12 protein-coding genes, 2 rRNA genes and 1 other annotated feature (1 of these 15 only partly in view) are annotated in these 13591 nt (G+C 51.6%); all 14 genes read right to left on the bottom strand.

Going from position 1 to position 13591, the window contains the following annotated elements; translation table 11 throughout:
• Positions 1-71: 71 nt before the first annotated feature.
• A complete protein-coding gene (locus ACZ2GZ_RS00540; RefSeq protein ID WP_128124039.1) occupies positions 72-479 on the bottom strand; it encodes a Mini-ribonuclease 3 in 408 nt (135 codons plus the stop codon).
• Positions 476-1873 carry a cysteine--tRNA ligase gene (gene cysS, locus ACZ2GZ_RS00535; protein WP_021066585.1) on the bottom strand — a complete coding sequence of 466 codons (1398 nt, stop codon included), beginning with the start codon at positions 1871-1873 and terminating at the stop codon, positions 476-478. Before cysS ends, ACZ2GZ_RS00540 begins: the two co-directional genes overlap by 4 nt.
• On the bottom strand, positions 1842-2531 hold the full coding sequence (gene cysE, locus ACZ2GZ_RS00530; RefSeq protein WP_021066584.1) for a serine O-acetyltransferase: 690 nt from the start codon (positions 2529-2531) through the stop codon (positions 1842-1844). The genes cysS and cysE overlap by 32 nt, the downstream gene beginning before the upstream one ends.
• A gap of 49 nt (positions 2532-2580) precedes the next feature.
• Positions 2581-2784 (bottom strand) — a binding site (T-box leader).
• The gene (gltX, locus tag ACZ2GZ_RS00525; RefSeq protein WP_214716280.1) at positions 2781-4238 is read right to left on the bottom strand and encodes a glutamate--tRNA ligase; all 1458 of its coding nucleotides are present in this window, start codon (positions 4236-4238) and stop codon (positions 2781-2783) included. Its footprint overlaps the feature before it by 4 nt.
• Positions 4239-4283: 45 nt before the next feature.
• Positions 4284-4757: a 2-C-methyl-D-erythritol 2,4-cyclodiphosphate synthase gene (gene ispF, locus ACZ2GZ_RS00520; protein WP_021066582.1), complete on the bottom strand. Its 474-nt coding sequence runs from the start codon at positions 4755-4757 to the stop codon at positions 4284-4286.
• Positions 4754-5434, bottom strand: coding sequence for a 2-C-methyl-D-erythritol 4-phosphate cytidylyltransferase (gene ispD / locus ACZ2GZ_RS00515; protein WP_029594420.1), 681 nt, complete (start codon positions 5432-5434; stop codon positions 4754-4756). The genes ispF and ispD overlap by 4 nt, the downstream gene beginning before the upstream one ends.
• 58 nt (positions 5435-5492) lie before the next feature.
• Complete coding sequence (locus ACZ2GZ_RS00510; protein WP_021066580.1) at positions 5493-6557, bottom strand: PIN/TRAM domain-containing protein; 1065 nt, start codon at positions 6555-6557, stop codon at positions 5493-5495.
• A gap of 115 nt (positions 6558-6672) precedes the next feature.
• Positions 6673-8049 carry a DNA repair protein RadA gene (gene radA / locus ACZ2GZ_RS00505; protein WP_021066579.1) on the bottom strand — a complete coding sequence of 459 codons (1377 nt, stop codon included), beginning with the start codon at positions 8047-8049 and terminating at the stop codon, positions 6673-6675.
• A gap of 54 nt (positions 8050-8103) precedes the next feature.
• A complete protein-coding gene (gene clpC, locus ACZ2GZ_RS00500; protein WP_029594418.1) occupies positions 8104-10539 on the bottom strand; it encodes an ATP-dependent protease ATP-binding subunit ClpC in 2436 nt (811 codons plus the stop codon).
• A gap of 24 nt (positions 10540-10563) precedes the next feature.
• Positions 10564-11607 carry a protein arginine kinase gene (locus tag ACZ2GZ_RS00495; RefSeq protein WP_021066577.1) on the bottom strand — a complete coding sequence of 348 codons (1044 nt, stop codon included), beginning with the start codon at positions 11605-11607 and terminating at the stop codon, positions 10564-10566.
• On the bottom strand, positions 11607-12041 hold the full coding sequence (locus ACZ2GZ_RS00490) for a UvrB/UvrC motif-containing protein (RefSeq protein WP_029594416.1): 435 nt from the start codon (positions 12039-12041) through the stop codon (positions 11607-11609). The genes ACZ2GZ_RS00495 and ACZ2GZ_RS00490 overlap by 1 nt, the downstream gene beginning before the upstream one ends.
• 19 nt (positions 12042-12060) lie before the next feature.
• A complete protein-coding gene (locus tag ACZ2GZ_RS00485) occupies positions 12061-12528 on the bottom strand; it encodes a CtsR family transcriptional regulator (RefSeq protein WP_021066575.1) in 468 nt (155 codons plus the stop codon).
• A gap of 147 nt (positions 12529-12675) precedes the next feature.
• A 5S ribosomal RNA gene (rrf, locus tag ACZ2GZ_RS00480) occupies positions 12676-12791 on the bottom strand.
• A 58-nt stretch (positions 12792-12849) separates the two neighbouring features.
• A 23S ribosomal RNA gene (locus ACZ2GZ_RS00475) occupies positions 12850-13591 on the bottom strand (it continues 2172 nt past the right edge of the window).

The following is a 13591-nucleotide window of genomic DNA, read 5'->3' as shown; positions in this document are numbered from 1 at the left end:
TCCGTTCACCACGTGGGCGGTCATTCCGTTCGCCGCGTGGACGATCGAATGAGCGTTGCTCCCTTGCTCCGTCATGTCGTTTCGAATGACTCGGTTTCGAGCCATGTGAACGCTTGTTCGATGAGTTCTTCAAGACGATCCCTTCTTTCCATTAGATATGTGTAACCAATCAATGCTTCGAACGCGGTCGAGTAGCGATACGTATGAACATCTGTCCGCTTTGGGATTGAACCAGATTTCGCGTTCTTCCCGCGGCGGACGATGGCCGTTTCATCTTCGCTCAAGACGCCTGTCTCGAGCCAGTGGGTCACGACCCCAGCCTGGGCGCCCGCATTTACGTAGCGGATGGCGCCGCGGTGAAGATCGTTCGGCTTCGTCATCCCTTGTCCGAGCAGTCGTTTGCGTACCGCCATCTCATAGACGGCGTCCCCCATATAGGCGAGGGCGAGAGCGTTCAGTTGAGGAGCCTGTTGCTTCATAACCGCTTCCACCGCACCCCTTGGGCCGTATCTTCGAGTTGAATGTTCTGGTCTTTCAAGAGGTCACGAATCTCATCGGCACGCGCGAAGTTTCGCTCCGCCCGGGCCGTGTTCCGCTCTTGAATCAATTGATCGATTTCCGCGTCAAGCAGTTCCACTTCGTTCGCAATCGTTAAACCGAGCACGCCCGTCAACTCTTCGAACAGAGCGATCACGTGTTCCAACGTCGTTTTCGAGACGTGGTCCGCCTTTGCGTAGATATTGGCTTCACGCGCCAAGTCGAATAAGACCGTCACCGCGTTCGCCGTATTAATATCATCATCCATCGCTTCGATGAACGTGGTTTTAATTGTCGCGAGCTTGCGTTCCATCGCTTCACTCGGTTCTTCAAGACCAGCTGTGACCGACAGGCGGTACGCGACGTTTTGGTATGCTTCCTTGATGCGATCCCATCCGTTCGCCGCTTGTTCAATCAACTCACGACTGTAGTTGATCGGATGGCGATAATGGACCGACAACATGAAGAAGCGGAGCACCATCGCATCGACTTCTTTCAACGCCTCATGGACGAGTAGGAAGTTGCCGAGCGATTTGGACATCTTCTCGTTCTCGATATTGATGAATCCGTTATGCAGCCAATAGTTGGCGAACTTCGTATGGTTGCACGCCTCCGATTGGGCAATCTCGTTCTCGTGGTGCGGGAACTTCAAGTCATGGCCCCCGGCGTGAATGTCGATCGTCGTGCCAAGGTGTTTTTTCGCCATCGCTGAACACTCGATGTGCCAGCCTGGACGACCTTGTCCCCATGGACTCTCCCATGCCGGCTCACCTGGTTTCGCGGCTTTCCACAAGACGAAATCGAGCGGGTCTTCTTTCTTTTCCCCGACGTCGACACGTGATCCCGCGCGCAAATCTTCAATCGACTGCTGGCTCAATTTTCCATACGTCTCAAACTTACGCGTCCGGAAATAGACGTCCCCGCCTGCTTCATACGCAAAGTCTTGCGTCTCGAGTTCGCGGATGAATGTGATAATCTCTTCCATCGTGTCCGTGACACGTGGATGGACGTCCGCCGGCAATACGTTCAAGGCACCCGTATCTGCCAAATACGCGTCGATATACCGATTCGTCAACGTACCGACGTCTTCTCCGAGCTCATTGGCGGTCCGAATGATTTTATCGTCGACATCTGTAAAGTTGAGGACGTATTTGACGTCATAGCCTCGATACGTCAAGTAGCGGCGGACCGTATCAAAGGCAATCGCTGGACGAGCATTGCCGACGTGAATGTAATTGTAAACGGTCGGTCCACATACATACATCGACACTTTCCCAGGTACGATTGGTACAAACGGCTCTTTTTTATTCGTGAGGCTGTTGTAAAACTGAATCATGTGTATTCTCCTCCATCCGTTTCTCTAATGAAGCAAGTTTGTCTTCTAGCTGAGCGACGGCACGTTCCAGCCGCTCTTGGCACTCGCGGTCCGGGTCGGGGAAGCGGTGATCGAGATCATGCTGCTTAACCCGTTCGCCGTTCCGGATGACGACCCGGCCTGGAATCCCGACGACCGTCGAGTCGGATGGGACGTCTTTTAAAACGACAGAACTCGCCCCGATTTTGACGCAATCGCCAATCGTGATATTGCCGAGCACTTTCGCCCCGGCAGAGATGAGGACATCATTCCCGATCGTCGGGTGACGTTTCCCTTTCTCTTTTCCCGTTCCGCCGAGCGTCACGCCCTGATAAATCGTTACATTGTTACCGATAATCGCCGTCTCACCAATGACGATGCCAAACCCGTGATCGATAAAGAGACGTTCACCGATGACCGCACCGGGATGAATCTCAATTCCCGTCAACCAACGGCTCGTCTGCGCGATTAACTTCGCCATTAACTTGACTTTGCGCGTCCATAGACCGTGCGCGATTCGATGTGCCCACAGGGCGTGTAACCCTGGATAGGTCAAGACGACCTCTATTTTTGATCTTGCGGCCGGGTCGAGTTCGAGCACGTTTCGTATATCGGCGCTCACACTTTTCCAAAATCCCATAATTGTTCTCCTTTTCCATATCAAAAACAAAGACGCCCCTGTGCCAAGGCACAGAGACGCCGTAAGCGCGGTTCCACTCTGTTTGGGAAAGTTCCCCTCTCATGTCTCGTTAACGCCGAGTCGCGGTCCCGACTACGTATCGCCGGAACGGCTCCGAGGTGCACTTCGACGGGGGACGCTTCTAGAACTTCCAGCCTAGGTTCTAGTCTCTGTTAAGTGTCATACCGCTTACTTTCCTCATCGTTGCCTTTAAGCTAATAATGTTGTGAGACGTGCCAAGACACGCTCTTTGCCAATTAGTGAAATGGCGTTCGGAAGCTCTGGTCCGTGCGTCTGCCCGGTCGTCGCGACCCGGATCGGCATGAACAAGTTCTTTCCTTTTTGGCCAGTCGCCTTTTGTGTCGCTTTCGTCGCTGCTTTGACGGCTTCCGGTGTGAAGTCTTCGATTGCTTCAAGTTGAGCCTTGAATTCGGCGAGGACAGCCGGTACCGTTTCTCCAGCGAGGACCGCATTGGCCTCTTCGTCGTATTCGACCTCGTCTTTAAAGAACAGGTCCGTCAACGTCACGATTTCAGCACCGTGTGTCATTTGTTCTTTATAGAGGGCGATCAACGCTGTCGCCCAATCGGCTTGTTCCATCGACAAGGCGTTCGGTAAACGTCCTGCTTCTTGTAAGAATGGTAAACTGAGTGCCACCACTTCGTCAAGCGAAGCCTGTTTCATATAGACGCTGTTGATCCAAGCAAGCTTCTGTTGGTCAAAGACGGCCGGGCTCTTCGACAAACGACCCGCATCAAACATCTCGATGAACGCTTCTTTCGTGAAGATCTCCTCTTCTCCGACCGGCGACCAACCGAGGAGCGAGATGAAGTTAAAGAGTGCCCCTGGAAGGTATCCGAGATCAGCGTACTGCTCGATAAACTGAATGATCGACTCATCACGCTTCGATAACTTCTTATGGTTCTCGTTATAAATCAATGTCATATGACCAAACGCCGGATAGTCCCAACCGAGTGCGTCATAGACCATCATCTGTTTCGGTGTGTTGGCGATATGATCATCCCCGCGCAAGACGTGGCTGATTTTCATCAAGTGATCGTCGACGACGACAGCGAAGTTGTACGTCGGGATGCCGTCCTGTTTGACGATGACCCAGTCGCCGAAGTCTTTCGACTCGAACGAGACGTCGCCTTTGACGACATCGGTCCACTTGTATGTGACCGACTCTGGTACACGAATCCGAATCGACGGTTTACGTCCTTCGGCTTCGAACGCAGCTTGCTCTTCGTCGCTCAAGTTACGATGTGCACCCGAATACCGCGGTGCCTCGCCGCGTGCGATTTGAGCCTCACGCTCCGCCTCGAGTTCTTCAGACGTCATATAGCATTTATAGGCGAGTCCGTTGTCCATCAACTCGTTCACGTATTTATTGTAAAGGTCGAGTCGTTCCATTTGGAAGTAAGGACCATGATCGCCGCCGCGACCTGGACCTTCATCCCAATCGATTCCGAGCCATTCCAAATACTTCATCTGACTCTCGACACCGTTTTCCACGTTCCGCTTTTGGTCCGTGTCCTCGATTCGGAGAATCATCTTCCCGCCGGCATGGCGAGCATACAAATAGTTAAATAGCGCGGTCCGGGCGTTCCCAATATGAAGGTGACCCGTCGGACTCGGCGCATAGCGTACGCGCACTTCACTCATAATATTTCCACCTTTCTTCTCTTCTGCCCAAATAGTATACCACTTTTGTCAAGCGCGGTTGAGCAGGATGACCGCCTGGGCGGCAATTCCTTCTTCACGTCCGGTGAAGCCTAGCTTTTCAGTCGTCGTCGCTTTGACGTTCACTTGGCTGATGTCTGCCTCGAGCAACTCGGCGATGACCGCTCGCATATCGTCGATGTACGTGCGAAGCTTTGGCCGCTCCGCCATCACTGTCGCATCGACGTTGCCGAGCACATAGCCTTCCGCTTTGACGAGTTGCCAGACGTGCTGCAACAACACTTTCGAGTCCGCGTCCTTAAATTCCGGGTCCGTATCCGGGAAATGCTTGCCGATATCCCCCGCCGCAATCGCTCCGAGCGCTGCATCGGCAATCGTATGCAACAAGACGTCCGCATCCGAGTGGCCAAGCAGGCCGCGGTCGTGTGGAATCTCGATTCCCCCTAAAATGAGCGGACGCCCTTCGGCGAACGCATGTACATCAAATCCTTGTCCGATTCTCATCGATAGTCCTCCTTCGTTAAAATCGCTTCACCAAATAATAAATCTTCCGGGGTCGTCATTTTAATGTTGTGGTAATCCCCCGGGATAATCATCACCCGTTGCCCGGTCCATTCGAATAGACTGGCATCATCCGTCCCGATAAAACGAGCAGCTTCTGCCCGCTCATGGGCGGCTTGAATGGCGCCTGCCGGAAACGCTTGGGGCGTCTGCGCCAACCATAGTGCCTCACGCGGCACCGTCTGCGTGATGTGTCCGTCCGTCACTTGTTTCACCGTATCTTTGACCGGAACAGCGAGAATCGCCCCTGCCGTCTTGGCCGCTTCGGCGATGGCATGAAGTTGGTCAAGGCGCACAAATGGCCGTGCCCCGTCATGAATCAAGACGACATCTTCGGGATTGACGACTTGCAATCCGGCTCGAACGCTCTGTTGTCGTTCTTCCCCACCCGTCACATATGTAATCGGGGTTTGGACATGACGCAACTGCTGCTCGAACCACGCTTGCTCCTCAGGACGCACCGCGAGCACGATGCGCGCGCACCATGCATCTCTCGCGAACGCTGACACGGTCCAGACGATAATCGGTTTTCCTTGCAGCGTCAGCATCAACTTATTCTCATCGGCTCCCATCCGCTTTCCTTTTCCTGCGGCCGGAATGACAACCGTATAGCGTACCATTCCATTCACCCCTTTTCGCGAAAAAAGAGAGCGCCGATGCGTCTCTTTTTCCACTTATTTATTCAGGACGAGCAAAAATCATGCGGCCAGCCGACGTCTGAAGCACGCTCGTGACGACAACGGGTAACGTCTTCGAGATCAGCTTGCGCCCACCTTCAACGACGACCATCGTGCCATCTTCGAGATAGGCGACACCTTGATTTTGTTCTTTTCCTTCTTTAATGACCGTCACGACCATCTCTTCTCCTGGAATGACGATCTGTTTGACCGAGTTGGCCAAATCGTTAATGTTCAATACTGGGACGTTCCGAACTTCACACACTTTGTTCAAGTTGTAGTCGTTCGTGACGACGATGCCTTTTTTCAATTCGGCCAACTTGATCAATTTGATATCCACTTCGGCGACGTCTTCAAAATCCCCATCATAGATTTCCACTTCGATCCGATCGTTGTCTTGTAACTCTTTTAAAATATCAAGACCGCGACGGCCCCGGTTACGCTTCAGCGTATCCGACGAGTCCGCAATATATTGAAGCTCACCGATGACGAACTGCGGCACGATGAGTGTCCCTTCGATGAAACCGGTCTTCGAGATATCAGCGATTCGACCATCGATGATGACGCTCGTATCCAAAATTTTATCGTTAGAGCGGCGCAATGGTTCCGCGGCCGGCTTCTCTCGTTCACTTTTGACGAACAGTTTAATCCATTCATTCCGCTTCCGGTAACCGACGGCAAAGCCGAAGTAACCGAACAGAGCGGTCACAAAAATCGGCACAATCTTGCTGAGCAAGAAGATATTCGTCACTTCTAACGAGACGCTGATCAAAAAGGCGATCAACAAACCAATAATCAATCCGATCGAGCCAAACAAAATATCGCCGACCGGCAAACGGACAAGCCGTTCTTCGATAAAACGGATAAATTTAACGACCCCATCGGTCAAGAACAAACTAAGAATGAAGAAGATAAGTCCACCAATCAAACTAGCAACGTAAGGAATCGTCAACCAAGCCGGTACACTCACACCAAGGTCGCCTAATAGCAACATCGCTTCGATAATTCCAAACCAACCGACGACGAGTCCGATCAATATAAATCCGATTCGTACAGCAATCTTCACTCATTCCACCTCCTTCATTATGAATTAAAATTTCAAGAAATTAACACTTTCATTGTAACACGGTTCTTTTGAAAGCGTTCGTTACAAAGCGTTAAAAACTGCCGGAAGCGCCCCGTCAGAACGGGATAGCGAGTTGGAGCGCTTCATCGACAGTACTGACACCGACGACATCGATACCAGGCGGGGCTGTCCAGCCCCCGAGGTTGTTTTTCGGAATGATGGCCCGGGTGAAACCAAGCTTGGCCGCTTCAGCGACACGTTGCTCAATCCGTGACACCCGCCGTACCTCACCGGTCAATCCGACTTCGCCGATACATACATCCGTCGGACGGGTCGGACGGTCCCGGAAGCTTGATGCGATCGAAATACAAATGGCCAAGTCGATGGCCGGTTCGTCCAATTTAACGCCCCCGGCCGCCTTCAAATAAGCGTCTTGCGTTTGGAGCAAGAGACCCGAACGCTTCTCGAGCACAGCCATGAGAAGGGCGACCCGGTTCTGGTCAATCCCGGTCGCCATCCGGCGCGGGTTCCCGAACGAGGTCGGCGAGATGAGCGCCTGTAACTCGACGAGCACGGTCCGCGTCCCTTCCATCGATGCGACGACGGTGGAGCCCGAGACGCCAGCAGTTCGTTCTTCCAGGAAGATTTCAGACGGATTGAGCACTTCTTCGAGCCCGCCTTCTTTCATTTCAAAGATGCCAATCTCGTTCGTCGAACCGAACCGATTTTTGACGGCCCGTAAAATTCGGAATGTATGGTGACGCTCCCCTTCGAAGTAAAGGACCGCATCCACCATGTGCTCGAGCAGACGAGGACCGGCAATCGAACCTTGTTTCGTCACGTGACCGACGATAAAGACGGCCACTCCTCGCGTTTTAGCGATTTTCATGAGCGCCGCTGTACATTCTCGGACTTGAGCGACACTACCTGGCGCTGATTGAATTTCATCCATATAAACGGTTTGAATCGAGTCGATGATGACGAACCCCGGTTCTTCTTCATCGATGACTCGTTCAATCATCAACATGTCCGTCTCTGCGAGGACATATAAGTCTTCAGTCGGCAGACCGAGCCGTTCGGCTCGGAGTTTCGTCTGTTTGAGCGATTCTTCCCCGGAAATATAGAGCACTTTCCGTCCACTATGTGCCAAATGGGCACTCACTTGAAGCAGAATCGTCGACTTCCCGATTCCCGGGTCCCCACCGACGAGGACGAGCGAGCCCGGGACAATCCCGCCCCCAAGCACACGGTCAAACTCTTGACTATTCGTATGGACGCGCGTCTCTTCTTGCGATACGACGTCCGACAGACGTTCTGGCTTCAACTGTCTCGAGGAGCTATGGACGAATGCGGCCCCCCGCTTCGCCTTTTTCTCTTCGACAAATTCTTCGACGAGCGTATTCCACTCGTTACAACCTGGGCAACGTCCCATCCATTTTGCGGATTCGTATCCGCATGACTGACATACGTACTTCGTTTTAATTTTTGCCATGATGTTCCTTTCCGTCTAAAAAAGCCCCCTCACACGAGAGAGGGAGCCTTGTAGTTACTGAACGACACCTTCATTACGGACGACGAATTCGCCATCTTGTACATCGAGCGCCACTTTGCTGCCTTTTGTGATGCTGCCACTGAGCATCGCTTCTGAGAGTCGGTCCTCAACCTCACGCTGGAGCGCACGGCGGAGTGGACGAGCCCCGTATTCCGGATCGTACCCGACTTCGGCGATTTTCTCGAGCGCCGATTCCGTCAAGCTGAAATCAATCCCTTGTTCCCCGAGACGTTTTGTAAGTGTCTCGGCCATAAGTTTGACGATTTCTTGGATGTGTTCTTTTTGGAGCGAGTGGAAGACGGTGATTTCGTCAATCCGGTTCAAGAACTCAGGACGGAACGCCTTCTTCAACTCTTCCATAACTTTATCTTTCATTTCCGTATATTCACGCTTCACGTCATCTTCAACCGTGAACCCGACGTACTTGTTCCGTTTGAGCGCTGCCGCACCGACGTTTGACGTCATGATGATGACCGTGTTCCGGAAGTCGACCGTACGCCCTTTCGAGTCGGTCAAGCGACCGTCATCGAGCACTTGGAGCAAGATGTTGAACACTTCAGGGTGAGCCTTTTCAATCTCATCAAGCAAGATGACCGAATATGGTTTGCGGCGAACTTTCTCTGTCAATTGACCGCCCTCTTCATAACCGACGTAACCTGGAGGCGATCCAACGAGACGACTCGTCGCGTGTTTCTCCATGTACTCCGACATGTCGATTCGGATGATGGCGTCTTCGTCACCGAACAACGCTTCAGCTACAGCACGAGCCAGCTCGGTTTTCCCGACACCAGTTGGTCCGAGGAAGACGAACGAACCAATCGGACGTTTCGGATCTTTCAATCCAGCACGTGCTCGGCGAATCGCCCGCGAAATCGATTTAACGGCTTCATCTTGACCGATGACTCGGCCGTGGAGAATTGATTCGAGTTTGAGGAGACGGTCTGTCTCTTCTTCAGCAATCTTCGTCACAGGTACTCCTGTCCAGTTGGCGACGACTTGCGCGATGTCTTCTTTCGTTACTTCGAGTTTTTCGTTCCCTTGCTTATTCTGCCATTCCGATTTGAGCTGTTCGAGTTCATCTCGAAGTTTCTGTTCGGTATCGCGTAGTGAGGCAGCCTTCTCGAACTCTTGACTCTGTACAGCCGAATCTTTTTCTTTGCGAATCGACTCAAGACGAGCCTCGAGTTCTTTCAAGTTCGGCGGTGCCGTGAATGAGCGAAGTCTTACTTTCGAAGCAGCCTCATCGACGAGGTCGATCGCTTTATCTGGAAGGAAGCGGTCCGAGATGTAGCGGTCCGAGAGAACAACGGCCTCATGAATCGCTTCATCTGTGATTGTGACGCGATGGTGCGCTTCGTAACGGTCACGTAACCCGAAGAGAATTTGTTCTGCCTCATCCGTCGTCGGTTCATTGACTTGAATTGGTTGGAAGCGACGTTCGAGCGCGGCATCCTTTTCGATATATTTACGATACTCATCGAGTGTCGTCGCACCGATACATTGAAGTTCGCCACGTGCGAGTGACGGTTTCAAGATATTCGATGCATCGATGGCGCCTTCTGCACCCCCAGCACCAATTAACGTATGCAACTCGTCAATGAAAAGAATGACGTTCCCAGCTTGGCGAATCTCATCCATCACTTTTTTCAAACGATCTTCAAATTCACCGCGGTACTTCGTTCCAGCGACGAGTGTACCCATATCGAGCACCATGACGCGCTTATTCCGAAGTGTTTCCGGTACTTCATTGTTGATGATCTGTTGGGCGAGTCCTTCGACGACTGCCGTCTTCCCGACCCCTGGTTCCCCGATGAGGACCGGGTTGTTTTTCGTCCGGCGTGATAACACTTCGATGACACGTTGAATTTCGCCTGAGCGACCGATGACCGGATCAAGACGGGATTCTCGCGCTTGCTGTGTCAAGTCACGAGCTAAGCCGTCAAGCGTCGGTGTAGCAGCACTTGTACCTGGTTGTGATGCATTAGCTGACGACTCAGTGTTTCCTAAGAGCTGGAGCACTTGCTGACGCGCCTTCGTCAAGCTGATCCCAAGGTTGTTCAAGACTCGGGCTGCCACCCCTTCTCCTTCACGAATGACGCCGAGGAGAATGTGTTCAGTCCCGACATAAGAGTGACCAAGTTTCCGTGCTTCATCCATCGATAGCTCAATCACTTTTTTCGCACGTGGCGTATAGTGAATCGTCGATCCGTTTTCTGAACCTCGTCCGATGAGTGCCTCCACTTCTTGCTGAATCTTTTCAGACGTAAGTCCGAGAGCGAACAGTGCCTTAGCGGCAATCCCTTCTCCCTCGCGAACAAGTCCGAGTAAAATGTGCTCCGTACCGATATTATGATGGCCAAGCCGTACTGCTTCCTCTTGTGCTAAAGCTAATACGCGCTGAGCTCGTTCTGTAAATCGACCAAACATCATTGACAAAACCTCCTTAAAGTTGGATCAAACTAACCCATGATCTAACGTTCGACGAACGAGCGTCGCACGTTCGCGATCTCGTTCTTTCGTAGATAATGTTTTCCCGAAATGCTTTTGTAGGAAACCTGATTGAAGCTTTACAATCAATTCGTGAAACTGAGGTGGACTCCAATCCGATAAAATACCCAGGTCACTCGCCAAGTGAAGATCGGATAGGCGTTCGACAGCTTCTGTTGACGATAGCAGTTTTGCATAGCGTAAAATCCCATACGAGCGATAAAACTGATCTTCTAACTCGTCCTGGTTGCGAGCCAATAACTCTTCGCGGGCTTGTCGCTCTGCCTGAATGACTTGTTCCGTAATCTCCATGAAGTCGGTTAACAGTTGGGTTTCATGGCTCCCTAACGTGCGTTGGTTCGATAATTGGAACAGTCGCCCCGCCGCATCACTGCCTTCCCCGTAACGTCCCCGAATCGTATATCCGAGCTTCCGAAGTTCTTTTAGAATAGGAGTTATCCGTCCGGTCAACGTCAATCCTGGCAGATGAAGCATCACCGAGGCTCGTAAACCCGTCCCGATATTACTCGGACATGTTGTCAAATAACCTAGCTGTTCATCAAATGCGTAAGGAAGGGACTCCCCACAGAGAGCATCGACACGTCTTGCCAGTTCGAAAGCCTCTTCTACTTGATAACCTGGGAGTAGAGTTTGAATTCGTAAATGGTCTTCTTCATTGATGAGTACGCTGATCGTCTCATCATCACTTAAAAAGACGGCACTTTGTTCTTTCGCGGCAATCGTAGGGCTAATCAAATGCTTTTCAACGAGCGCTTGTCGGGTCACCTGATCATAAGCACCCATATGCAAATACTCAAAACCTTGCAATCCTCCAAGTGACGCTTCAATCCGTTCACAAAGTTGTTGCTGTCCTTCCTCCGATAATACAGGAGAAAAGACGGTGTCTTTTAAATTGCGCGCTAGACGAATGCGAGTCGAGATGACCAAATCATCTAACTTGGCTCGCTCTCTCATTTTAGGACCAAGTGGATGTTTAAGATAAGACTCCATCACGCCTCACCTCGCCCTTTCAATTGATTGATCTCTTTTTTCAGCCTGGCTGCGCGTTCATAATCTTCTTGTTCGACGGCTCGTTCCAACTCCCCTGCTAACTTTGCAAGTCGCTCTTCGATTCGCTCGTCGGGAGTCCGTAACGCATCTGGCATCGAACCTACATGTTCATCATGGCCTTGTTGATACTGACGTGTGATTTTAATCAATTCTTCGCGAAAGACGGTATAACAAGTGGTACAGCCCGCTTTTCGAAGATGAGCTAATTCAGTTTGTGTCAATTGACAGCCCGGGCACCGTTTCACAGCTGGTACGTAACCTGCCATCAGTTCAACTGTACATTGACGACATAGTCGTCTCGTCACCGGTATCCCGTTCTCGACTACTTGGATCTCATTGATGGCAGGTCGCCGTTTGCATCGTTCGCATAACATCTCTTTATGCCTCCGTCGGTCAATGGTAACTAAGTAACTTCATTAATGCGAGTAACTGTTGTCTTCGAATCAAGTGACGATCGTCAGCGTGTAACCCAAGCGCTTCATCAGACAATAAATGATACAACAAGCGCACTTCCCGCTCACTCAACATCCCTTCTTCAAATAAGCGAATCAAGATGTTCTCGACAAGCTGTTCGGAAAGACGAGGATGGTCTTGTAAAATATCCATCAAGCTGACCAACACGTCTTGCTTTTCATGTAAAATTACGCGGCGAATGCGAATATATCCCCCGCCCCCACGCTTACTTTCGACAAGATAGCCCTTCTCGACCGTAAAGCGCGTATTAATGACGTAGTTGATTTGAGACGGAACACATTCGAAACGCTTGGCAATATCTTGCCGTTTAATCTCGATTGCTTCGGCCTGGCTCTCCTTCAGCACTTGTTTTAAATACTGTTCGATTACATCCGATATGTTTCTCATCTCCACCACCCTCTGACCATCTTTGACTTTTGACTATATTCTATCATTGATTCAAAAAAAGGCAAACGAAAAGCGATGTCGCAACTGCGACACCGCTTTAAACAGAAAAAAGACGACCGAGCGGATGCTCGATCGTCTTTCGCGTTGGCCTGGCAACGTCCTATCCTCACAGGGGGAGACCCCCAACTACTTTCGGCGCTGAAGCGCTTAACTTCCGTGTTCGGCATGGGAACGGGTGTGGCCGCTTCGCTATCGCCACCAGACATAGAGAGATTGTTCTCTCAAAACTGAAGACTCATCAATTCACACAAACCATTAGACTAGATCAAAGCCTCGACCGATTAGTATCATTCAGCTCCACACGTCGCCGTGCTTCCACCCATGACCTATCTACCTCATCGTCTCTGAGGGGTCTTTCTTGATTGCTCAAAGGGAAATCTCATCTCGGAGGGGGCTTCATGCTTAGATGCTTTCAGCACTTATCCCGTCCGCACGTAGCTACCCAGCGATGCTCCTGGCGGAACAACTGGTACACCAGCGGTGCGTCCATCCCGGTCCTCTCGTACTAAGGACAGCTCTCCTCAAATTTCCTGCGCCCACGACGGATAGGGACCGAACTGTCTCACGACGTTCTGAACCCAGCTCGCGTACCGCTTTAATGGGCGAACAGCCCAACCCTTGGGACCTACTCCAGCCCCAGGATGCGATGAGCCGACATCGAGGTGCCAAACCTCCCCGTCGATGTGGACTCTTGGGGGAGATCAGCCTGTTATCCCCAGGGTAGCTTTTATCCGTTGAGCGATGGCCCTTCCATGCGGAACCACCGGATCACTAAGCCCGACTTTCGTCCCTGCTCGACTTGTAGGTCTCGCAGTCAAGCTCCCTTCTGCCTTTGCACTCTTCGAATGATTTCCAACCATTCTGAGGGAACCTTTGGGCGCCTCCGTTACTGTTTAGGAGGCGACCGCCCCAGTCAAACTACCCACCTGACACGGTCCTCCAGCCGGATCACGGCTGCGAGTTAGAGACTCTATACGCAAAGGGTGGTATCCCAAGGGTGTCT

Source organism: Exiguobacterium sp. KKT215 (assembly GCF_055635335.1).
This window is presented reverse-complemented; position numbering and strand designations above follow the sequence as displayed.